Origin of the sequence: Novosphingobium sp. IK01, from assembly GCF_033242265.1 — a bacterium.
GTDB classification, from domain to species: Bacteria; Pseudomonadota; Alphaproteobacteria; order Sphingomonadales; family Sphingomonadaceae; genus Novosphingobium; species Novosphingobium pituita.
The window spans coordinates 512,462-535,805 of the sequence record NZ_BTFW01000001.1 but is presented as its reverse complement, the minus strand read 5'-3'; the positions used below and the strand labels follow the sequence as shown (position 1 = coordinate 535,805).

The window sequence follows — 23,344 nt, the reverse complement described above, 5'->3', positions numbered from 1 at the left end:
GGAGCGGACGAGACATGACGGCCTGTTTTTCCCCTTGTTTTCAGAATTTGGCACCCTCGTTTCAGCGCAGCGGCCTGCGCCATGCCGCGCTCGTCGGGGCCAGCCTGGCTGCCCTGCTGTCGACGCAGAATGCCCATGCCGCCGATGCAGGCGCCAATCCAGACACCAGCGCAGACAGCGCCGATTCGGCTGACCGCATCGAGGTGATCGGCCATCGCGATCCCGAAGGGCTGCTCCCCGACCAGAACGCGCCGCAGGCGATCAGCGCGATCGGCAGTGATTTTCTGCGCAAGCAGGCGCCCACGCTCAATGCCTATCAGCTGGTGGCCATGCTGCCGGGCGCCAATGTGGCCTCCAGCGATCCCTATGGCCTTTCGGTCAGTTCGGGGATCACCCTGCGCGGGCTGGGACAGGACCAGATCGGCGTCCTGATGGAAGGCGCGCCGCAGAACGACATCGGCTATTTCTATGCCTATCCCTCGCAGTTCGCCGATACCGAGAATCTCCGGCAGATAACGCTGGCGCAAGGGGCCGCCGACATTGCCGCACCGGTGGTTTCGGCGGCAGGCGGTGTCATCGCGCTCAGCCTGAGCGATCCGGCTGACAGGATGGGCGGTCTGGTCGATGCCTCGGTGGGGTCATACAACGAGGCACGCGGCTTCGTGCGCTTCGACACCGGCGAAATCGGCAAGACCGGGCTCAAGGCCTTCGTCTCCTTCTCCAACAACCGCGCCGACAACTGGCGCGGGGCCGGTTTTGACCGCCGCCGCCATGTCGATGCCAAGATCCTCAAGGAATGGGGGCAAGGCAACCGTGCCGCGCTGGCGCTCTCGTACAACGACGCGATCACCTCGACGTATCCCAGCCCGTCGATGGCCGACTGGCAGGCCTCGGGGCGCAAGTTCAACTATGATGCCCGCTATACGCCGGGCAATACCAACTATTGGCGGCTCTATCGCGCGCCGTTCCGCAATTTCTATATCTCGGCGCCGGTCCACCTGCACCTGAATGACCGGCTCGATTTCGACACTACCGGCTATTTCCAGATCGGTTTTGGCAACTCGCCCTATGGCACGCAGCTGAGCACGACCGGCAACTATCTGGGCACCGAATTTCTGGCCGACCCGATCAGCCTGCCCGGCGCCGTCAACGGACAGGCGACAGTGCTGGGCAACTGGATGGCCAGCCAGATGCGCGTGGGCGATGTCGCCAGCCTGACCTTCAGGGCCGGAGCCCACAAGATCACCGCCGGGCTGTGGTTCGACTATGGCACCGACCGCGTGACCCAGAGCTATACCCCGCTCAAGGACAACGGCCATCCGCTTGAAGCCTGGGGCGACGAGGCCACCGCCATCCACACCGCCGACGGGCGCGTGCTGGCCTACGAGAACGAGCGCACGGTCACCGTGACCAAGGGCTTTTTCGTGGCCGACAGCATGGCGCTCACCCACAAGCTCACGCTCGACATCGGCTTCAAGGGCGTGAACGTGCTGCGCAATGGGCGCAATTACCTGCCCGGCCCGCAGGACGCCGTGCGCTCCGACATCTTTGCCGCCCTGCCCCGCGCGGCGCTGCACTGGCAGATCGACGGGCACCAGCAGGTCTTTGCCAATATCGTCACCAACTTCCGCGCGCCCAACGAATTTGCGCTGCTCAACAGCTACTACCTGGGCAAGCCGGTCACCCAGGGGCGCGGCGACCTGCGCCCCGAACGCTCGCTTTCGCAGGAACTGGGCTATCGCTACATCGGGCCGAGCCTGTCGTTCTCGCTCACCGGGTTCCACTATCATTTCCGCAACCGGCAGGTCTCGACCATCGTCAACAGCGGCGGCGCGCTCGTCAATGCGACGGTCAATGGCGGCAGCCAGACGAGTTGGGGCGTCGATGGCGAGATCGACTATCGCCCGGCGCGCGGGATGAGCATCTATCTGTCGGGTGAAGCGCTCCACACCCGCATCGACAGCGACCTGCCCGTGGGCGACGATTTCCTGCCCACGCGAGGCAAGCATGCCGTGGCCAGCCCCGGTTTCCAGTTCGCGCTGGGCACCACGTATGACCGGGGCCGCCTGTTCGGCAGCACCACGCTCAAGTATGTCGGCCACCAGTATGCCACGTTCATGAACGACGAGCGCATCAGGGGCTATGCCACGTTCGATCTTTCGGTGGGCGTCCATCTGGCCGGGCTGATCGACGACAAGACGATGGACTTGCGCCTGAACGCCATCAACCTCACCAACCCGCATGTCCTGTCGGGCGTGCAGTCGGTCAGCACCAATGCGCAGGACACCATCGGGCGCAATGGCTCGGTGATCGCGAGCGCGGCCCCACGCTATTACGTGGGCAGCGGCAGGGCCTTCGTCGCGACGCTCTCACGCGCTTTCTGAGCGCCATGACGCAGACCGGTCGCATGCCTGAGGGCCACATGGTGCATGGAATGGGCATGGCGCTCGAAGCGCCAGCCTGGCCTGCCATCACGCCTGCCGAAGCCGGGGCCGTGCTTGCCCGCTTCCCGGCCTCGGCAGGCCGCCCCTTCACCCTTGCCTGGCATTCACCCCGGCCCTTCTCTGCCGCCGTGCGGGTCGAGGTTCCCGAAGGCACCTTCTTCCTCAAGCGCCACCACGCCCGCCTGCGCAGTCCGGCCACCCTCGCCCCCGAACACGCGTTCATGGCCCATCTCCATGCCCGTGGCCTGCCCGTGCCCCTGGTGGAAACCACGCACGATGGCGCGAGCGTGCTGGCGCAGGGGGACTGGACCTACGAATTGCTGCGCCCCGTGCCCGGCGCGGACCTCTATCGCGACCGGCAATCGTGGACCCCGTTCCTCAAGGCATGCCATGCTCCTGCCGCCGGGGCCGCGCTGGCCCGGCTGCATCTGGCCGCCCGCGATTTCAGGGCACCCGCGCGGCCCGATTGCCCGCTGGTCGGCAGCTTCACGATCCTGCCCGCCCCCGATCCCATGGCAGCGGCGCGCGCTTATGTCGCCGCGCGTCCGGCGCTGGCGGGCTGGCTGGAGGATAAGGGATGGCAATCGCGCCTTGCGGCCCTTTTCACGGCACTGGGCACGGCGATGGCGGACCCTCCGGCCATGCCAAGCCCGTTGCAACGCCCCTTGTGGACCCACAACGACTGGCACCCGTCCAACCTGCTCTGGGCAGACGACAACACGGTCGCCGGGATCATCGATTTCGGCCTCGCCACGCAAACGAGCGCGCTGCACGATCTGGCCACGGCCATCGAACGCTGCGCAATCCCCTGGCTCGATCTGGCCTCCGCCGATCCGGCGGCCTGCGCGCAGGCCGCGCTGGGCCTGATCGCGGGGTATCGCAGCCTTGTCCCGCTTTCCGGGGGGGATCTGGCACGCGTGATCGCGCTGCTGCCGCTCGTCCACATCGAGTTTGCCCTGAGCGAAGTCGATTACTTCATCGGCATCCTGAACGACGAGGCGCAGGCCATGATCGCATGGGACGACTATCTTCTGGGGCATGCCCAGTGGTTCCTGTCGGACGCCGGGCGCGCCTTCCTCGGCGCCCTCGAACAGGGAGCGCAGGCCTGATGCCGGTTCTCGAAATCATCGCCGTCCTCGTCAGCATTCTGGGGGTCTGGCTGACGGCGCAGCGGCGGATGCTGTGCTGGCCGGCAAACCTGCTGGGCTGCATCCTCTACTTCAAGCTGTTCCTCGACGCGCGGCTCTATGCCGACATGGTGCTGCAAGTCCTGTTCGGGGCCAGCATCCTCTATGGCTGGGTGGCCTGGGCGCGGAGCAAGACGCAGACAGGCAAAACCCGCAGTGGCGTGGGCGAGAGCAAGACAGTCGAAGTCCGCCCGCTGCCCCTCGCCCATGCGCTGGGCTGGCTGGTGGCGGGCGCGCTGGGCGGGCTCGTCATCGGCTGGTTCACCAGCCATTATACTGACGCGGCGCTGCCATGGATGGATGCCATGCTCAGCAGTTTCAGCCTCGTCGCCCAGGTCTGGACCGCGCGCCGACAGGCCGCGAACTGGCTGCTGTGGATCGCAGTCGACGTGATCTACGTCGGCATGTTCGTTTACAAGGCCTTGTGGCCGACAGCCGGGCTCTATGCGGCAATGGTCGTGCTGGCAGCGATCGGATACCGCCGCTGGCGCGCAGACCATGCCCGTTCAACACATATGCATCACGATCAGCAAGGGAATGCATGATGGGATTTTGCGACACGATCTGGGCTGAAGTGGCCCCCTTGCGCGAGGCGATCCTCGCCCATCCGTTCCTCACCGGGCTGGCCGACGGGACCCTGCCGGGCGAGACGTTCCGGCACTATATCGTGCAGGACAGCCTCTATCTGGCCGAATATGGCCGTTCTCTGGCGCTGGCGGCAGCACGCGCGCCCGATGCGGCGGCGCGGCTCGAATTTTCCGATGGCGCGAAAGTCGCCGTGGTGGTCGAACAGGCGCTCCATCAGGCCTTCTTCAACCAGTTCGGCGTCAGCCCGGAAATGGCCGAAGCCACCGAGCCGACCCCGGCCTGCCTCGGCTATACCAGCTATATCGCCTCGCTGGCGGCCACGCGCAGCTATGAAGAACTGATCGCGGGCATCCTGCCGTGCTTCTGGGTCTATTGGGAGGTGGGCTGCGCGATCAAGCCGCGCGCGACCACGCCCAACCCTTATGCCGCATGGATCGACAACTATGCCGATCCCGCGTTCGGCGAGGCGACCAAGAGGGTCTGCGCGCTGGTCGATGCGGCGGCGCAGGAAGCCTCTCCGGCAACCCGCACCGCGATGGCCCGCGCGTTCAAACAGGCCACCCGGTTCGAATGGATGTTCTGGGATTCAGCCTGGCGCCGCGAGAGCTGGCCGATCTGATCCCGTTCGGGGCGGTTATCTGCTCACGCCGCCAGGCGCACCGCGCGCGGCACCCGTGTCAGCATGGCCGCCCCCACACAGGCCCCTACCCCGGCCAGCGCCATGATGAAGCCCAGTGGCCGGGGCGTGCCATCGGCAAAAAGGCCCACGAGCCCCGAACCGAACACCCCGCTGCCATACTGGAACGCGCCCACCAGCGCGGAGACGGCGCCGGCCTGTCCGGGGTAGTCGCTCAGCGCCCCGGCAATCGAATTGGCGACGATGAAGCCCGTGCTGGCCACGAACAGGAACAGCGTGAAGAACAGCCCCCACAGGCCGCCCACATCCCAATAGGCCGCCACCGCCGATCCCACGCCCGCAACGGCAGCCAGCGTCGTGCCCCAGAGCAGGAGCGTATCGCTGTCATGGCGCGCAACCAGACGGGCGTTGATCGCGTTCGAGCCCATGATCCCGACGATCCCGACACCGAACAGCAACCCGTAGAGCTGGGGCGGAACGTGATGATAGGTGATATAGGCAAAGGGCGTTCCGGCGACATAGGCGAACATGCCGACGTAGAAGAAGCCGCCCCCCGCCGCATAGGCCATCAGCCGCGGCTCGCGCACCAGACGCGCATAATGGCCCAGCACATCGAGCAAGCGGCCATCATGGCGCTGCGCGACGGGCAAAGTCTCGGGCAGGGTATAGAGCGTGGCCAGGTTGAACAGGCCAATGCCCACCTGCAACCAGAAGATCGCCCGCCAGCCCGCCATGGCCGCCACCTGTCCGCCCACGATCGGGCCGACCAGCGGGGCCACGGCCATGACCACCATCAGCGTCGAGAGCACCCGCGCCGCCTGAGGCCCGACGAAAAGATCGCGCACCATGGCCCGCGCAATCACCACCCCGGCTGCCGCACCGAGCGCCTGCAACAGCCGCCATGCGACAATCGCCTGGGCGCTGCCCGCCAGCGCGCAGCCGGCAGAGCCAAACAGGAACAGGACGATACCGATGGCAATCGGAGCCCGGCGCCCGTGGCGGTCGCTGATCGGGCCCCACAGCAATTGCCCGAAAGCGAACCCGACGAGATAGCCGGTGATCGAATACTCGATCATGCCATTGCTGGCCCCCAGCGAGCGCGCCATGGCGGGCATGGCAGGAAGATAGACATCGGTCGAAATCGACGCAAAGCCCATCAGCATGCTGAGCACGCCCAGCACTTTCCATCCGACCGAAGGCTTTCCTTCGTCGTTCACTTGCATGGCCAATCCAGTCTCAAGCTTGGGTTGCAGCCCCCTAGCGCGTTCTCAAACCGGGTGGAACCACTAGGCGCTGCAGAAAACACGCTAAAACAAAAACCTGAAGCGGTTGACCCGATACAACCGGATCAACCGCTTCAGCGCAGGCACGAACCATCGCCCCGGCCTTTCAGAGCCCGACCCAAAAGTCCTTCGGGTCGGTTTGGCGGGTCTTTTGCGCCACCACGGCGTCGGCTGTTCGCCACGATGCTTCCAGCATCGCTCGGCTCTCAGCCTCCTTGTGGTGACCCAAAATCCCTCGCCAAACCTCCGCCGACCGACTTTTGGGTCGGGCTCTCAGGCGGGCGGCATCAGGGTCAGACGCCGCCACCGAGCGCGCGGAACAGTTCGACCGCGTTGGTCTGCCGCTCCAGCCGTACCGAGACCAGATCCTGCCGGGCCGCATAGTAGGTCCGCTCGCTGTCCAGCGTGGTCAGGAACGGATCGACGCCTTCCTTGTAGCGGGCCTGGGCAATCGTCAGGGCGCTGTGGGCGGCCCCTTCGCGCTTCTGCTGGGCATCGAGCTGGGTGCCGATCGTCTCGCGACGGGCCAGCGCGTCGGCGGTCTCGCGAAACGCGGTCTGGATCGCCTTTTCATACGTCGCCACCATCGCGTCACGCGTGGCCTTGGCATAGCGCAAATTGTTGATGTTCTTGCCCATGTCAAAGATCGGCAACGTGGCCGAAGGCGATGCCGACCAGTTCAGGCTGCCATCGCGGAACAGGTTGGCAAAGCCCATGCTCATCGTGCCGACCGCCGCGGTCAGCGAGATCTGCGGGAAGAAGGCCGCCCGCGCCGCGCCGATATTGGCATTGGCCGACCGCAGGTCATGCTCGGCCGAGGACACGTCGGGCCGCTTGAGCAGCACGCTCGATGCCAGCCCGCCGGGCAATTGCCCGATGGTTGCTTCGGTCGTGTCCAGCCCCTCGGGCAGCATCGCGTCGCCAACGGGCGTGCCGACCAGCAGGTCGAGCGCGTTGCGGTCCTGCGCCACGGTCGTGGTCAGCCGCGCGATATCGGCGCGCGCCTGCTCGAAGCTGGTCCGGGCCTGTTGCAGGTCGAGGTCCGAGGCCACGCCCATCTTCGCGCGGTCCTGCGTGATCTCCAGCGTCTGGGCGAAGGCCGCGTGGGTATCGCGGGCGATGGCCAGTTGCTCGCGGTCCGCCGCAAGCTGAAGCCAGGCATTGGCCACTTCGGACACCAGCGAGACTTGTGCCGCCGCCCGGTTGTCGATGCTCGCGAAGTATTCCTCCTGCGCCGCCTGGGTCAGGTTGCGCACGCGGCCAAACAGGTCGATCTCCCAGGCCGAGACCCCCAGTTGCCCGCGATAGAGGTTGTAGCGGGTGCTGTTGGCCGGACCGCCCGCAGAGCCTCCGCTGCCCCCGGTCAGGCCGCTCAACCCGCTGGGAACCTGGGCGATGTCGCCGCTGGCCCCGGCCGAAATGGTCGGGAACAGGTCGGCACCCTGCACTTTGTAGCGGGCCCGCGCCTGGGCGATATGGGCCACCGCAACGCGCAAGTCGCGGTTGTTTTCGAGCGAAAGGCCGATCACCGCGCGCAGGCGCGCATCGGTGAAATAGTCCTTCCAGGCCATCGGCGCGGCGTCCGAAGCCTGGGCCTGTGTATCCGCCCCCTGCCCGATGCCGGACGAGACCGAAGGCGCCACCGGCAGGTCGGGGCGAACGTAGTGCGGTGCCATGTTGCACCCGGCCAGCAACAGGCCGGGGGCAAGCAAAGCCAGCGTCTTGCTGTGCTTGATCATGGATCAGGATTCCTGAGCGACATGGCCTTCGGGCTGGTCCTGACGGAACAGCTGCTTGACCAGACGGAAGAAGGTGGGAACGAAGAAGATCGCCAGCAGGGTCGCCGAGAGCATGCCCCCGACCACGGCCCAGCCGATGGCGTTCTGGCCGCCAGACCCCGCGCCATGCGAGAGCGCCAGCGGCAGCACGCCGAGCGTGAAGGCAAAGCTGGTCATCAGGATCGGACGCAGGCGCAGCCTGGCCGCCTCGACGGCTGCCGCCCCCGCGCTCATCCCTTCGCGCATCATTTCCTCGGCGAACTCGATGATCAGGATCGCGTTCTTGGCCGAAACACCCACTGTCGTGATCAGGCCGACCTGAAGGTAGATGTCGTTGGACTGGCCGGTCAGCCACGAGGCGAGAACCGCGCCGAACACGCCGAGCGGAACCACCAGCAGCACCGCGAGCGGCACCGACCAGCTTTCATAGAGCGCGGCAAGGCACAGGAACACGATCAGCAGCGAGAGCGCGTAGAGCATCCCGGCCTGGCCCGAGCTCTTTTCCTGCTCGTAGCTCAGCCCGGTCCATTCATAGCCGATCCCGGCGGGCAGCTTGCTGGCCAGTTCCTGCATGGCCTGCATCGCTTCGCCCGAGCTGTGGCCCGGCGCGGGCGCGCCCATGATTTCCATCGACGACTGGCCGTTGTAGCGCTCAAGCTTGCTCGGCCCGAAGATCCAGTGCCAGTTCGAAAAGGCCGAGAACGGCGCCATGGTGCCGTTGCTGGCCCGCACATAGAGGGTGCCCATGCCATCGGGGGTCATGCGCGCACTCTCGTCGGCCTCGACATAGACCTTCTTGACGCGGCCACGGTCCATGAAGTCGTTGATGTAGCTGCCACCCAGCGCGGTCGAGAGGGTATCGTTGACGTTGGACAGGTCGAGCCCGAGCGCACCGGCCTTGTTCTGGTCGATGTCGAGCTTGATCTGGGCGAGATCCTCGATCCCGTTGGGACGCACCATGGCCAGGCGCGGGTCCTTGGCGGCGGCGGCAAGCAACTGGTTGCGGGCTTCGAGCAGCTTGTCGTGGCCGACGTTGCCGGTGTCCTTGAGCTGGAAGTCGAAACCGTCGGCATTGCCCAGTTCGAACACGGCGGGCGGACCAAAGGCGATGATCTGGCCGCCACGGATCTTGCTGAGCGCGCCATAGGCCCGCATCGCGATGGCATTGGCACTGTTGGCCGCACCCTTGCGGACCGACCAGTCCTTGAGGCGCACAAAAGTAAGGCCCACGTTCTGCGCCTGCCCCACGAAGCCGAAGCCTGCCGCGTTGTAGACGCCCTCGACGTTGTTCCCCTCGACCGTCTTGAAGTAGTCGGTGACGCGGTTCATCGTGTCTTCGGTCTGTTCGAGCGTCGCGCCATTGGGCAAGGTCACCTGCGCGAACAGGAAGCCCTGGTCTTCCGAAGGCATGAACCCGCCCGGCAGACGGACGAACACGATCGCCAACCCGGCCACGACGAGGCCATAGACGACCAGCGAGCGCTTCCAGTTGCGGTCGACCTTGCGCACGCCATCCTTGTAGCGTTCACGGCCCTTGTCGAACGTGCGGTTGAACCAGGCAAAGAAGCGGTCGAACAGGCCCACGATGCCCTTGGCGTCGGGACGGGCATGTTCCTGCCCCATGTTGTCGCCCGCCTTGAGGATCGTGGCGCACAGCGCCGGGGTCAGGATCAGGGCGACCAGCACCGAGAGGATCATCGAGATGACGATGGTGAGCGAGAACTGGCGGAAGATCACGCCCGCCGACCCGCCGAAGAAGGCCATGGGCAGGAACACCGCCGTAAGCACGAGGCCGATACCGATCAGCGCGCCCGAAATCTCGTCCATCGAGCGCAGCGCGGCTTCCTTGGGGCTCAGGCCATCCTCGTGGATCAGGCGTTCGACGTTCTCGACCACGACGATGGCATCGTCGACCAGCAGGCCGATGGCCAGCACCATGCCGAACAGGGTGAGCGTGTTGAGGGTGAACCCTGCGTAATAGAGCACCGCGAAGGCACCCAGCAGAACGACCGGAACGGCAATCGTGGGGATCAGCGTGGCGCGCCAGTTCTGGAGGAACAGGAACATCACGAAGAAGACCAGCACGATGGCCTCGAACAGGGTGTGGACGACTTCCTCGATCGAGAGCTTGACGAATTCCGAGTTGTCGAGCGGATAGGCGACCTTGACGTCCGAGGGGAACTGGGTCGCGATCTGGGTGATCACCGTCTTCACGTCCGCCACGGTCTGGAGCGCATTGGCCCCCGAGGCGAGCTTGATGGCAAAGGCGGACGCCGGGTGGTTGTTGTAGCGGCCACGGAAATTGTAGTTTTCCGCGCCCAGTTCGACCCGCGCGACATCGCCGATGCGCACGCTGGAGCCATCCTGGTTGGTGCGCAGGATGATGTTCCGGAACTGCTCGGGCGTGCTCAGGCGCGTCTGCGAGGTGACGATGGCGTTGATCGCCTGTCCCTTGGCCGCCGGAAGCGAACCGACCTGCCCCGAAACGATCTGCGCGTTCTGGGTGCGAACGGCCGCTTCCACGTCCTGGATCGTGAGGTTCAGGTTCGACAGCCTGATCGGATCGACCCAGATGCGCATCGCATATTGCGCGCCGAACATCAGGGTGTCGCCCACCCCGTTCACGCGGCTGATCGGGTCCTTGAGCTTCGAGGCGATCATGTCGCCCAGATCCCGGTCGTTGTGGCTGTTGTTTTCCGAGTAGAGCGTGAAGAACATCAGGAAGTTCTTGGCCGCCTTGGTGACGATCAGGCCCTGGCGCTGGACTTCCTGCGGCAGCATCGGGGTTGCCTGCTGAAGCTTGTTCTGCACCTGCACTTGCGCGATGTCGGGATTGGTCCCTTGCGCGAAAGTCAGGATGATCGACAGGTTGCCCGCGCTGTCGCTGGTGGTTGCGAAATATTCGAGGTGATCGAGGCCGCTCATCTGCTGCTCGATGACCTGCGCGGTCGTCTGTTCGAGCGTGCGCGCGTCAGCGCCGGGCAGCACAGTCGTGATCTGGACCGCAGGGGGGGCGATCGAGGGGAACTGGGCGATCGAGATCGAGCGCAGGGCCAGGCCCCCCGCCATCATCAGGATGATCGCGATGACCCATGCAAAGATGGGTCTGTTGATGAAAAAGCGCGACATGCAGCCTTATTCCTTCCCGAGTTCGGGACGTGCGCCCTGTCCGGGGGCGGCCATGGACTGCTGGGGGGCAGCGGCCTTGGCAGCATCGCCCGGCTTCACCTGTTGCAGCCCTTCGACGATCACGCGATCACCGGCCTTGAGCCCTGAATTCACGATCCACTTGTCGCCCAGCGCCGTGCCAAGCACGAGCTTGCGCTCCGCGACCTTGCCATCGCTGCCCAGAACGAGCGCGACCGCATCGCCATGGGCATCGTGGCTGACCCCCTGCTGGGGCACCAGAATGGCGTTGTGGCGAACGCCCTGAACGATTTTGGCGCTCACATACATGCCCGGCAGCAGCGTGCCGTCAGGGTTGGGGAAGCGCGCGCGGATGGTTACCGAGCCGGAACTGGGGTCCACCGTCGTATCGGTGAAGGCCAGCTTGCCCTGAAGCGGATAGGTCTTGCCATTGGGCAGGACCAGTTGCACCGCAACGGTCGAAGCCCCATCGCGCGAAACCCCGCCAGCGCGGATCGCATCCTTGAGATTCAGCAGCTTGTCTGCGGATTCTGTCACGTCGACATAGACTTCGCTGATCTTGCTGATCGTCGCGAGCGGATCGGCCTGGCCGGTCTGGGCCAGCGCGCCGACCGTCAGCAGCGAACGCCCGATGCGCCCGCTGATGGGCGCGCGGATGCGCGTGAAACCAAGGCTGACATTGGCCGACATGACATCGGCGCGGCGGGCCTGCACGGTCGCGGCGGCCTGCCGCGCGGCGGCATCGGCATTGTCGTAGTCCTGCTGGCTGACCCCCTTGACCGCCAGCAGGCGCCCGTAACGGTCGGCCTGAAGGCGGGTCGAGCGGATCGAGGCCGAAGCCATGGCCAGATTGCCCTGCGCGCTGGCCAGTGCGGCGCGATAGGGCGCGTCCTCGATCTCGTAGAGGACCTGCCCTGCGCTCACCAGCGCGCCTTCCTCGAACAGGCGACGGCGGATGATGCCGTTGACCTGCGGGCGCACTTCCGAGGTTTCGAGCGCCACGACCCGACCGGGAAGCAAGGTCTCGATCCCGGCATCCTGCTCCTGAAGGGTGACGACACCGACTTCAGGCGTGGCGGGGGCCGGGGCCTGCGGCTGCTGCGAGCAGGCGGCGGCCACGAACGGGAGCATGCTCGCGGCCAGCGTCCGACCGATGGTCCATCTCATTGTCATTTCTCCGACGCACCTGAATGCCTGACAGCCCCGACATTCTTGCGAAACATGTCGAGGACGCCTGACATCAGACCCGATTATGATGATGCGTGCCAGGAGGTCGCGCAAAACCCGCGCGAGGCCACCTGACGCCTGATACAGTGTTTAAATGGCAGGCAATGGCTTGGCTATATGCCGTACTTTTGATGCAGTTATGAATCAGGTCGATAAATGCGTGCCGGAAACACCTGTTTCCGGCCCCGCCAGAATGGCCCCTGCCCGCGCCAAACCCACACAGAGCACGCTTCAGGGGCAGGATGTGAAGCTAAAAAACCGGAGTCACGAGCCAGAATCGTTGGAATATCAGCCAAAAAGCCCATGCACGGTGCTGTTCCGGCCATGGGGCGAGCATCCATCAATAAAGCAGCCTTGTCAATGAGCCGTCACTGCAAGCCGTCGCGCAAGGTGTCGAGCACCACTTCAAAGGCTGCCGTCGGCTGCTTGGCCGCCGGATAATAGAGGCAATAGCGCCCGAAACCGGGGCACCAGTCCTCCATCACGCGCTCCAGCCGCCCATCCTCCAGATAGGCCTGGACCGAGATTTCCTTCATGAAGGCAATCCCCACCCCCTTGAGCGCCGCCACCAGGATCTGCGCGGGATCATTGCTGACGAATTGCCCCTGTGGCCGCACGCTCACGACCTTGCCGTCCTTCTCGAACTCCCACGCATAAAGGTTGCCGACCGACTGCATGCGAAAGGCCAGGCAATTGTGTCCGTTGAGGTCGGCAGGCATGCGGGGCCGCCCATGGGCCTCGAAATAGGCCGGGGTCGCCACGGCGGCCATGCGCAGTTCCGGACCCAGCGGCAGGACGATCATGTCCGAAGCCAGATGATCGCCCAGACGCACCCCGGCATCGCACCGCTCGGCCACGATGTCGGCCATCGCATTGTCGATCAGCAGTTCGAGGTTGATCTCCGGGTATCTGGTCAGGACATCGACCATCGCGGGCTGGATGACACTCGCGGCGATATGGTCGGAGGCGACGATGCGCACCATGCCGGCCGGGCGGTCGTTGTGGCCGCTGATGCAGGTGAGCACCTGCTCGATCCCGTCGAGATGGCGCCCGGCCTCGTCGAGAAGCCGTTCCCCTGCCTCGGTCAGGCCCACGCTGCGGGTGGTACGGGTCAACAGGCGCACGCCGATCCGCTCTTCGAGAACCTTGATCGTGTAGCTGAGCGCCGACTGCGTGACCCCCAGCTTGGCCGCTGCGCGCGTGAAATTGAGTTCGCGCGCCACGACGACGAACGTGGTCAGGTCACGGATGACGTCGCGGCGATGTTCGATGGACATGGCAGGGTCATAGGCCCGCAGGACGGCCCAGCGCAATCAAAAGACCGCAATCAAGAGATCGGGCAAAAGACCGGGCACGCCTCACTTGCCCTGCTCCACCCCATCGAGCGCGATGCCCTCCACCGCCGGGGCTTCCTCCCAGCCTCCGCCCAGCGTCATAAACAGGCTGACCTGATCCTGCGAGACCTGGGCGGTGGCCTGCGCGAGGCTGTTTTCGGACTGGATCAGCGTGCGTTCGGCGTCGAGCGTATCGAGAAACTCGCCCACGCCCCCGGCATAGAGGCGCTCGACATTGCGCTGGGCGGTGGCGGCATCGTCGCGCGCAGCGCCCAGCGCGCGTTCGTTGTCCATCTGCCGGGCCAGCCGGACAAGCGCAGTGTCGCTCTCGCGCAGGGCCGTCAGCACCGTGCCGTCGAACCGGGCGAGCGCGCCCCGCGCGGCGGCATTGGAACCCGCGATCTGCGCCCTCGCCGCGCTCAGGTTGGGCACATGCCAGGTGATCAGCGGCCCCACGCTCCAGTGAAACGCGCGCGATTGCGCCACATGGCCCAGCGCGGTCGCCGTCGTCCCGAACGAACCGCCCAGCGAAACCGACGGATAGAGCCCCGCCGTGCTCACCCCGATGGTCGCGACGGCAGCGGCCAGCGAACGCTCGGCCTGACGCACATCGGGCCGCCGCGCCAGCAAGGCCGCCCCGTCGCCCACGGGGATGGGCTGGCGGACGAGCGGTGGCGTCGCGCATGTGGCCACGGCAGCGGGAAAAGCCTCGGGCGTGTCACCGGTCAGGGTCGCCAGCGTGAACAGCGCCGCCTGCCGCGCGGCATCGAGGCCGGGCAGCCCCGCTTCGGTCTGGCGCAAGAGCGTGCGCGCCCGGACGACATCGTTGGCCCCGGCAATCCCGGCGTCAAAGCGCCGCTGCGTGACATCGAGCGCATGGCGCGCGACCGCGATCGAGCGTTGCGTCACCGCGATCTGCAAGCCTGCCGAACAGACCGAGGCATAGGCCGAGGCCGTCTGCCCCGCGACATTGACCCGCGCCAGATCGAGCGCGGCCTGTGCCGCCCCGACATCGGCCCGCCCGGCCTCGACCGAGCGGCGCAATTGCCCGAACAGGTCGAGGTTGTAGGAAAGGCTCGCCGCCGCATCATAGATCGCGGTGGTCGGAATCGATTGCCCGACCCCGCGCGCATCGCCCGACAGCTTGGCATAGCTGGGATCGACGGTGAGGCCCGTCTGGGGCGTGCGCTGCACCTCGATCTCGCGCAATTGCGCGCGCGTCTGTTCGAGCGTGGCGAGCGCAACCCGCAAGTCGGTATTGTGGACCAGCGCCTTGTCGACCAGCGCATCGAGGCGCGGATCGTCATAGAGATGCCACCAGTGGGCGGGCAACGGGCGGGCCGCCTCGAAGGCCGCCGCGCCTTGCGTGGCGAGCGGGGGAACCGGTGCCTTGCCGGTCATCACCGCTGGCGCGCGATAATCCGGGCCGACCGTACACCCGGCCAGCAGCGCCAGGGGCAGGCCCGCCGCCAGCGCGGACGCCCTGAGCAAACCCCGCTTCACGACGGCTTCCGGCCAGACCGGAGGGTAGCCTTCCCGCCCGTCTCCCCGTCGGCCTGGCCATCGGTCAAGATCGTGACCGTGGCCGTGCGCCCGGCCACCAGCCGCAGACCGGCGGGCACGCTGTCGATCGCCACGCGAACCGGCACGCGCTGGGCCAGACGGACCCAGCTGAACGTGGGGGTGATGTTGGGCAGGAGAACGCCCGAACTGTTCTGCTGGCGGTCGGTGATCCCCGCCGACAGGCTCTCGACATGGCCCCACAGCGGGCGTCCGTCGCCCAGCAGGGTGATCTTCGCCCTGTCGCCGATCTCGAAGCGGTGGAGCTTGGTTTCCTCCAGATAGCCCAGCACATAATAGCTGTCGGTATCGAGCAGCGCGAAGCGGGGCGAACCGGCGGTCACGAAATCGCCCGGACGCAGGCTGAAACCGGTGATGAAGCCATTGACCCCCGCCCGGACCGACGAGCGGTCGAGATTGACATGGGCGAGCTTGCGGTTGGCGACCGCCTGATCGAGCCCCGCCCGCGCCTGGGCGAGCGTGGCCTCGGCCTGCGCCAGCGCGGCCCGGTCCTGCTCGACGGTGGTCGTGCGCTGGTCCTGCACCTCGCGGCTGACCAGATCGCCAAGGCTCAGATAACGCGCCTGTTCGCGGCGGGCATTGGCCAGGGCCGCCTGCGCGCTCACGATCCCTGCGCGGGCATTGGCGATATTGGCTTTTGCGGTGGCGACGGCGGCCTCGGCCTGCTCGAACTGAGCCTCGTAGCGGTCCTCGTCGATGGTGAACAGCACGTCGCCGACATGGACGAACTGGTTGTCGTGTACCCGGATCTGCGAGACGAGGCCGCTCACGTCGGCGCTCACCTGAACCACATCGGCCTCGACACTGCCATCGCGCGTCCAGGGATCGTTCTCGTAGTGGCCCCACACGACAAACAGCGCGACCCCCGCGCCGGCCAGCAGAAGAAGGGTAAGCGCGACGCGTCCAAGCGCCGGCATCAGTCTGGTCATCGGGTCAGTCCACCAAAAGAAAAAGGAGCAAGGCCGCTGTGGGGAGAAAGGATAGCCATGATGATCCCCAGGGGGTCGAGCACCACCACCAGTCCGAGAAGGATGCAGAACAGCGAAAGTTCCACGAGCGAACGGTGCCACACCAGCCGGTAGAACCCCAGCCGCATCAGGACGATCGAAAGGATCACCGTGAGCATCAGGGCCAGCAGGACTTGCGGCACCAGCGGCGAGAGGATCACCCCGCCAATCAGGAAGTTCTGTTTCATGATGCAATCGGGCCCGGCGGCAGGGAACGGATATCGGCGAGGGCAAGGTAGAGGCCGGTGAGCGCTTCGAGAAGATGCTCGTGATCGTGCACATCGGTGCGCGCGGCTTCCTCAAGCGCATCGTCGACCAGCACGAGCAGCGCCTCGCCCGGAAGATCGCCGGACAGGTCGCCGCGCGGATCATCGCCAAGCTCGGCAGGGCGCATCGCGGCCAGCAAGGGCCGCTCGAACCGGTGCCGCTCATAGACCCGCGCGACCTCGCGCCGGACCTGTTCGAGCTTGCCGGCAAGCACGGGCGGCATATGCGCCGCCTCGGCCCGGATGATCATCAGGTTCATGCCCACCGCAAAATCATCGATCATCCGCAGGCGTGGCAGCGGCTTTCCGTCGGCCACCAGTTCGGCGGCGGGAAAATAGAGCGCAAGGCGGTCGATCGCGAGGAACAGGAAGCGCTGCGGGTCGGGCAAATGCCGTGCCCGCGCGATGTCATAGACATCCTGCCGCGCTGCGCCGACCAGACGGCGCACGCTGAAGCGTCCCCGGTCATAGTTGCAGGCATGAAGCCAGGCGATGGCGATCATCAGCCCCACCAGCGATCCGTTGAGGGTTTGCAGGCTCTGGTTGAAATCCCCGGCATAGGCATCCTGAAGCCCGAGGAACGAGAACACGTAGACGCAGATCAGCATGCCGGCCATGCTCATCGTCATCAACAGTCCTGCGGGCAGGAGCAGGCACCCCAGCACCGCGATCAGCACCGGAAAATCGGTGACACGGGGCAGGATCGCGAACTGATAGAGGAACACGAACGCAAAGGCGGTGATGATCCACGTCATCAGCCCGGCGCTCGAGCGCAGCACCTGCCCCTGCCCGATCAGGAACACGCAGCCGATCAGCGAGAACAGCAAGGCCCCGCCTCCCGCGTTCCAGGCCGTGCAATACCACAGCACGGCGGCGCTGGTCATCGAGAGGACCATCGGCAGGATGTCGAGCACCGCCCCCAGATAGTCGACGCTGCGCACGGGCCGCGCCGCGCGGGCGATCACGTCGAGGCGGCGTGGCAGGGCCTCGCCCGTCTCGACCGACCGCAAGGCCAGCAAAAGATCGCTCCAGTCGCGCACAAAGGCCGCCAGCCGCGTGATCAGCCCGCGTTCGGTCAGCGTGGTGCGCCCGTCGCGGGGGTCGAGCGCGGCCCGGCGCGCCTGCAAATCGGCGATCAGCGCATCGCCCCGCGTGGCGATGCTCACCGCCTGAGAATGGCCGGCCGCATGGCTTTCGCGCACCCAGTCGCTGACCGCATCGAGCACTGCGCCCAGATGGCTGTGCAGCAGCAGGTCGCGCCGGAGCGAGCGCGCCCAGATCTCGATGCCCGCCAGATCGGCAATCAGGCTGACCGTCTGGCGCCGCACGAGATCGATCTGGCGCCGCCGGGGCACGACCGCGACCACATCATAGGGAAGCTGGACCGCCTTGCCGTCGATTTCGCCCACAGCCTTGGTCAGGTCGCGCAAGCCCTGCCGCAAGGCCATGCGGCGCTCGTCGCCTGAAGTCTGGGCGGCGGTCAGGCTGAGCGCGTCGAGCACCCAGTGCTGCACGTCGCCCCGCCATTTGGTCATCGTGTCGAGAAAATCGGGCGTCATCGGCCGGGGCCAGAACATCGCGTCGACCGCCGTGACCACGAGGATGCCCAGCGTGATCTCGGCCACCCGCGCGGTGGTTGCAGCGAACACGTTCTCGGGCTGCATCAGGTTCGTCAACCCGATCACCGCCATGGTGATCCCGGTCGAGAACCACAGGTAGTTGCTCGGGGTCCGGTCGGCCTGCCGCAGGAACGTGGCCAGCGTGACGACCGCAATCGTCGCGGTCACCAGAATGCCCAACTGGTCGCCGAACAGGGCGGTCAGGCCGATCATCATCACCCCGCCCGCCAGCGTTCCGATCAGGCGGAACATCGCCTTGGAGCGGATCGCCCCGGATTCAGGGGGCGTGAGCACGCTATAGATCGTCAGCACCGCCCAATAGGGCTTTTCAAGCCCCTGGCTGAACCCGATGAACAGCGCCACGGCCGCCGCCAGATAGGCCTTGGCCGAAAACACCAGATCGCGCAGCGTCGGAATACGCAAGGATTCGTAAACGCCAGCAAAGCTGAGCGGCGGGGCGGCCATGGCCGATCAATCTCTTTCCATGTCCGGCAAGGCAAACGCATGCCGGGCAAACATTCCGGGACCAGAAACTCTCAGGCAAACCCTGTTTGCGCTGTCACGACCGAGCATTGTCCGGGACAGACCGGTCGCCGATCGTCACAACCACCGGCTCAAGCCCGTCGACCTGCCCGACCAGACGCGCGCCCACGCCCACCGCGCCGACCCCGGCGGGCGTGCCGGTGAAGATGAGGTCGCCCGGCTGCAAGGCCTGCCAGCGCGAGAGTTCCGCGACGAGTTCGGCCTCGCCCCAGATCATCGCGCCAAGGTGGCCCGACTGGACACGCACGCCATCGACATCGAGCGTGATCGCGCTGTCCCCGTCGAGCGGGGCGCCCCCCGGCGTGATCGCCCCGACCGGCCCGGCGCCATCGAAGCTCTTCGACATGTCCCACGGACGGCGCGCCGCCTTGGCCTCGTCCTGACGGTCGCGGCGGGTAAAATCGATCCCCACGGCATGGCCGAAGACATGATCGGCCACGGCCTCGGGCGCGATGTCAGCGCCGCCAACGCCAATGGCCACGACGAGTTCGATCTCGTGGTGCAGGTTGGCGGTCTGCGTCGGGTAGGGCAGGTTCGCCCCTTGCGCACCGCCTGCGTCGAGAATGGCGTGGGGCCCCTTGGTGAAGAAGAACGGCGCCTCGCGCACCGGATCGGCGCCCATCTCGCGGGCATGATCGGCATAGTTGCGCCCCACGCAGAAAATCCGCCCGACCGGAAAACGGGCCGTGCTGCCCACGACAGCCAGGCTGGGCGCGGGAGGAAGCGAAGGGACAGGCATTTCAGTCATGGCCGATTTGTGCGGCATGGCGCCTGCGCTTTCAAGCGCGTTTGCGGGTAAAAACAGGGGTTCTGCGCCGCAAACGCCCTGACCTGCGTTTTTTGCGCAAGTTTGCGCGCGCCTTTTGCCCGTTCCGCATTACAACACCCGTAAACAGCCGGGCCCGTTTCCGCCCCCAATTTCCGCCAAGGAGCATCCCATGACCGCCCTCATCGCTTCACCCCGTTTCCTCGCTTCACGCAGCAAGGCCCTGTTTATGCTTGGCTCTCTTGGCACCCTGGCCCTTGCTGCCAGCGCGGTTCCGGCACAGGCCGCACTTCCCGCAGGCACCATCGCGCCTGATTTCACGCTCAAGGCCGCGCAAGGGGGCAAGGCCATGGACTTCTCGCTCAGGAAGAGCCTGAAGAAGGGCCCCGTCGTGCTCTATTTCTTCCCGGCGGCCTTCACCAGCGGCTGCACGATCGAGGCCCATGCCTTTGCCGAGGCAACCGATGCCTTCAAGGCCCAGCACGCCACCGTGATCGGCGTGACGGCTGGCAACATCGAGCGCGTAGCCGAATTCTCGAAAGTCGAATGCCGCGACAAGTTCGCCGTCGCCGCCGACCCCGGCGCCCGGATCGCGGGGCTCTACAAGAACCAGATTTCCTTTAATGGCCAGACACTTTCCGACCGGACTTCCTACGTCATCGCACCAGACGGCAAGATCGTGTCGAGCTATACCGACCACAATCCGCTGACCCACATCGAAAAGGCCATGGCTGCGGTCAAGACCTGGAACGCCAGCCACCGCTGAGCGCCCTCCAACGCCACTGCGGCCCCCATGCGGGCCGGATGCGGGCTTGACCTTGATGGGCCCGCGTCGATAAATGGCCTTCCAGATCGTGCCGGTGCCCCAAACGGGGCTTAATCGGGAATACGGTGCGGGCGCCTGCGGGCGCCCCAATCCGTGGCTGTCCCTGCAACTGTAAGCGGAGAGCGCGATGCTTACGTCTTCCCCCGCATCGAGGGGGAGGCAGCCACTGGACCGGACGCAAAATCATGCGAGGTCTGGGAAGGCAAGCATCAAGCGATGACCCGCGAGCCAGGAGACCTGCCGGCATCCGGTCGCTCACGCCATGGTCCAGGGGATGGCCAGGGCACGGTGAACTCGCCCCCGGCAAACTGCGTCCGGGTGAACTCCGTCAGGGCGACGCTGTAGCGGCTCGAACCGGCTGCGCGGAAGGCTGTGCCTTGCGCGTGGACGGCTTCGGGCCTTGTCGTCCTTTTGCCGAAAGTTCGCCCCGCGATGGCTGTCTCTTTCTCCCGTTTCTTCCATGGCGCCCCGCTCAAGCGCCGCATCCTCATCCTGCTCGCCGCCCTGGTCCTCGCCAATCTGGCGGCATGGGCCTGGGCGCTGGGCGCCCTGGGCGCGCAGCCGCTGCTGCTGGGCACCGCCGCGCTCGCCTGGAGCCTTGGCCTGCGTCACGGGGTCGATGCCGATCACATCGCGGCCATCGACAATGTCACGCGCAAGCTCATGCAGCAGGGCCAGCGCCCGATCGCGGTGGGCTTCTGGTTCGCGCTCGGCCATTCGGGCATCATCGCCGCGCTTTCGGTGGCGGTCGCGCTCACGGCCAATGCGCTCAGCCGCTTTGAAGCCTTCCGCGAAGTGGGCGGCGTTCTGGCCACGGGCATTTCGGCCTTCTTCCTGTTTGCCATTGCCGGGCTCAACCTCGCGATCCTGCGTTCGGTCTGGCAGGCCTTCAGGCGCGCACGCGCCGGTCTTCCCCACGACGAGGAGAGCCTCGACATGCTGCTCGCCTCGCGCGGGGGGCTGGCAAGGTTGCTGCGCCCGCTGTTCGGCCTTGTCAGCAAGAGCTGGCACATGGCCCTGCTCGGCTTCCTGTTCGGGCTGGGCTTCGACACGGCCACCGAAGTTGCCATTCTGGGGCTCTCGGCCAATCAGGGCGCCGATCATCTGGCGCTGGGCACGATGCTCGTCCTGCCCGCCCTGTTTGCCGCAGGCATGGCGCTGGTCGATACGCTCGACGGGGTGATCATGCTGGGCGCCTATCGCTGGGCCTTCGTCAAGCCAATCCGCAAGCTTTACTACAACATCACCATCACGGCGATCTCGGCGCTGGTGGCCATCGTGATCGGCGGGATCGAGACATGCGCGCTGATCGGCGACAAGCTGGCGCTCACCGGCTGGCCCTGGAACATGGCCGCAAAGGCTGCCTCACACTTCAACGCGCTGGGCTTTGCGATCATCGGCCTGTTTGCCGGGTGCTGGCTCATCAGTTTCGCGATCTATCGCTGGAAGCGACTGGACGAAATCGACATTTCCGCCTCCGCCTGACATTGGGCCTCATCTGCCCGCCCTCATCTCCACGATTGCACAGTGGCGGCGATGCGGCTAGGAGCACTCCCGAAAGCACGGAGCCTGTCCTACAAGGATTGGCCCCATGCCTTCACATCAGACTCGCGCCGGTGCCCCGAAAGGGGCTTAATCGGGAATGCGGTGAGGAGAAAAGGCGCCTTGCGCCTGTTCCCCAAATCCGCGGCTGTCCCTGCAACTGTGAGCGGATAGCGCGATGCATGGCCCCTTCGACGGGGCAGCCACTGGAGGCCGCAGGAACGCGGCGCTGGGAAGGCATGCATCAAGCTGTGACCCGCAAGCCAGGAGACCTGCCGGCGCACCGGTCGCTCTTGCCCGGGTCCAGGGGATGGCCAAGGCACGGTAACACTTCCGTCTGAGCGACGAAAACCATGTGGCCGGAGCTGCATGGGCCGTGCGGTCTCGGGCGATTTTCGCGCCTGCCCCTTGCCGTGCGCCAGCCGGACAGCCTTGTGTCCGGTACGCTCCGCCCTGTCTCGCTCGGGCGCGGGGAGTGTGTGCATATGGCCGATCTGGGCCCCGATCTGGGCAAAGTGCCCGTCACCATCGTCACCGGCTTTCTGGGCGCGGGGAAGACCACTCTCATCAGCCACCTGATCCGCCATGCGGGCGGGCGGCGGCTGGCCGTGGTGGTCAACGAATTCGGCACGCTGGGGGTCGATGGCGACATTCTCCAGTCCTGCGCGATCCCCGATTGCCCGGCGGAAAATATCGTCGAGCTGGCCAATGGCTGCATCTGCTGCACGGTCGCCGATGATTTCATCCCGACTGTCGAGCGCCTGCTCGCGCTCGAACCCCGGCCCGATCACATCCTGATCGAGACCTCGGGCCTCGCCCTGCCCAAGCCCCTGCTCAAGGCCTTCGACTGGCCCGCCATCCGCAGCCGGATCACCGTCGATGGCGTGCTGGCGCTGGCCGATGCCGAAGCGGTGGCCGCGGGCCGTTTCGCGCCCGACCCGGTCGCGCTCGACGCCCAGCGCGCCGCCGATCCGGGGATCGACCACGAGACCCCGTTGGCCGAAGTCTTCGAAGACCAGCTCGCCTGCGCCGACATGGTGCTGCTCACCAAGGCCGATCTGGCCGGGCCCGAAGGCCTTGCCCGCGCCCGCGCCGCCATCACCGCGCTGGCCCCGCGCGCCATCCCGGTGATCGAACTGGCCGAAGGCGTGGTCGATCCGCGCGTGATCCTCGGCCTTGACGCCGCCGCAGAAAACGATCTGGCCGCCCGCCCCTCGCACCACGACGGGCAGGACGACCACGAACACGACGACTTCGCCAGCATCGTGGTGACGCTGGGCGCGATTACCGATCCCGACGCACTGGCCCGCGCCATCGAGACCCTCGCCCGCGATCACGCGGTGCTGCGCGTAAAGGGCCATGCCGCCGTCGCGGGCAAGCCGATGCGCCTGCTGGTTCAGGCCGTGGGCACGCGCCTGCGCCAGAGCTACGACCGCCCGTGGCGCCCGCAAGACCCGCGCGAAACCCGCCTCGTGGTGATCGCCGAGCGCGAGGCGCTGGTGTCCGAAGCCATCGAGGCCGTGCTCAGGGCCGTGCCCCAACAGGAAGCGGTGCAGGCAGGCTGAAGCG

General features: G+C 66.2%; 17 protein-coding genes and 2 riboswitches. Of the genes, 7 read left to right on the top strand and 10 right to left on the bottom strand.

Annotated features, from left to right (window positions below; all coding sequences use genetic code 11):
• The first annotated feature begins 113 nt into the window (after positions 1-113).
• The 4 genes from SBI20_RS02445 to tenA are packed head-to-tail and all read left to right on the top strand — an operon-like array spanning position 114 to position 4,838.
• Complete coding sequence (locus SBI20_RS02445) at positions 114-2,384, top strand: TonB-dependent receptor (RefSeq protein ID WP_411911538.1); 2,271 nt, start codon at positions 114-116, stop codon at positions 2,382-2,384.
• Positions 2,385-2,422: 38 nt separating this feature from the next.
• The gene (locus SBI20_RS02440) at positions 2,423-3,553 is read left to right on the top strand and encodes a phosphotransferase enzyme family protein (protein ID WP_317973547.1); all 1,131 of its coding nucleotides are present in this window, start codon (positions 2,423-2,425) and stop codon (positions 3,551-3,553) included.
• Positions 3,553-4,176, top strand: coding sequence for a nicotinamide riboside transporter PnuC (pnuC, locus tag SBI20_RS02435; protein WP_317973546.1), 624 nt, complete (start codon positions 3,553-3,555; stop codon positions 4,174-4,176). Before SBI20_RS02440 ends, pnuC begins: the two co-directional genes overlap by 1 nt.
• On the top strand, positions 4,173-4,838 hold the full coding sequence (tenA, locus tag SBI20_RS02430; protein WP_317973545.1) for a thiaminase II: 666 nt from the start codon (positions 4,173-4,175) through the stop codon (positions 4,836-4,838). The genes pnuC and tenA overlap by 4 nt, the downstream gene beginning before the upstream one ends.
• A gap of 23 nt (positions 4,839-4,861) precedes the next feature.
• Here the strand turns inward: tenA and SBI20_RS02425 are convergent, their stop codons facing one another.
• From SBI20_RS02425 to SBI20_RS02380, 10 genes are all read right to left on the bottom strand, one after another.
• Positions 4,862-6,073, bottom strand: a complete 1,212-nt coding sequence (locus SBI20_RS02425) for a multidrug effflux MFS transporter (protein WP_317973544.1) — start codon at positions 6,071-6,073, stop codon at positions 4,862-4,864.
• A gap of 359 nt (positions 6,074-6,432) precedes the next feature.
• Positions 6,433-7,875 carry an efflux transporter outer membrane subunit gene (locus SBI20_RS02420; RefSeq protein WP_411911537.1) on the bottom strand — a complete coding sequence of 481 codons (1,443 nt, stop codon included), beginning with the start codon at positions 7,873-7,875 and terminating at the stop codon, positions 6,433-6,435.
• 6 nt (positions 7,876-7,881) lie between these two features.
• Positions 7,882-11,046: an efflux RND transporter permease subunit gene (locus SBI20_RS02415; protein WP_317973542.1), complete on the bottom strand. Its 3,165-nt coding sequence runs from the start codon at positions 11,044-11,046 to the stop codon at positions 7,882-7,884.
• A gap of 6 nt (positions 11,047-11,052) precedes the next feature.
• On the bottom strand, positions 11,053-12,237 hold the full coding sequence (locus tag SBI20_RS02410) for an efflux RND transporter periplasmic adaptor subunit (protein WP_411911487.1): 1,185 nt from the start codon (positions 12,235-12,237) through the stop codon (positions 11,053-11,055).
• A gap of 422 nt (positions 12,238-12,659) precedes the next feature.
• Positions 12,660-13,568 (bottom strand): LysR family transcriptional regulator, encoded by a 909-nt coding sequence (locus tag SBI20_RS02405; RefSeq protein WP_317973541.1) that lies wholly within the window; start codon positions 13,566-13,568, stop codon positions 12,660-12,662.
• Positions 13,569-13,649: 81 nt separating this feature from the next.
• On the bottom strand, positions 13,650-15,128 hold the full coding sequence (locus tag SBI20_RS02400) for an efflux transporter outer membrane subunit (RefSeq protein ID WP_317973540.1): 1,479 nt from the start codon (positions 15,126-15,128) through the stop codon (positions 13,650-13,652).
• Positions 15,125-16,135 carry an HlyD family efflux transporter periplasmic adaptor subunit gene (locus tag SBI20_RS02395; protein WP_317973539.1) on the bottom strand — a complete coding sequence of 337 codons (1,011 nt, stop codon included), beginning with the start codon at positions 16,133-16,135 and terminating at the stop codon, positions 15,125-15,127. Before SBI20_RS02395 ends, SBI20_RS02400 begins: the two co-directional genes overlap by 4 nt.
• Entirely contained in the window at positions 16,132-16,401 is a 270-nt protein-coding gene (locus tag SBI20_RS02390; protein ID WP_317973538.1) for a DUF1656 domain-containing protein, read from the bottom strand. The genes SBI20_RS02395 and SBI20_RS02390 overlap by 4 nt, the downstream gene beginning before the upstream one ends.
• Complete coding sequence (locus SBI20_RS02385; RefSeq protein ID WP_317973537.1) at positions 16,398-18,563, bottom strand: FUSC family protein; 2,166 nt, start codon at positions 18,561-18,563, stop codon at positions 16,398-16,400. Before SBI20_RS02385 ends, SBI20_RS02390 begins: the two co-directional genes overlap by 4 nt.
• 94 nt (positions 18,564-18,657) lie before the next feature.
• Positions 18,658-19,380 carry a fumarylacetoacetate hydrolase family protein gene (locus SBI20_RS02380; RefSeq protein ID WP_317973536.1) on the bottom strand — a complete coding sequence of 241 codons (723 nt, stop codon included), beginning with the start codon at positions 19,378-19,380 and terminating at the stop codon, positions 18,658-18,660.
• A gap of 256 nt (positions 19,381-19,636) precedes the next feature.
• Between SBI20_RS02380 and SBI20_RS02375 the strand changes: the two genes are divergently transcribed.
• From SBI20_RS02375 to cobW, 3 genes are all read left to right on the top strand, one after another.
• Entirely contained in the window at positions 19,637-20,173 is a 537-nt protein-coding gene (locus tag SBI20_RS02375) for a peroxiredoxin (RefSeq protein WP_317973535.1), read from the top strand.
• A gap of 77 nt (positions 20,174-20,250) precedes the next feature.
• A riboswitch (cobalamin riboswitch) is annotated at positions 20,251-20,492 on the top strand.
• 173 nt (positions 20,493-20,665) lie between these two features.
• Entirely contained in the window at positions 20,666-21,718 is a 1,053-nt protein-coding gene (locus SBI20_RS02370; protein ID WP_317973534.1) for a HoxN/HupN/NixA family nickel/cobalt transporter, read from the top strand.
• Between the two features lie 112 nt (positions 21,719-21,830).
• Positions 21,831-22,069: riboswitch (cobalamin riboswitch) on the top strand.
• A gap of 191 nt (positions 22,070-22,260) precedes the next feature.
• Positions 22,261-23,340 (top strand): cobalamin biosynthesis protein CobW, encoded by a 1,080-nt coding sequence (gene cobW, locus SBI20_RS02365; protein WP_317973533.1) that lies wholly within the window; start codon positions 22,261-22,263, stop codon positions 23,338-23,340.
• The last annotated feature ends 4 nt before the right edge of the window (positions 23,341-23,344 follow it).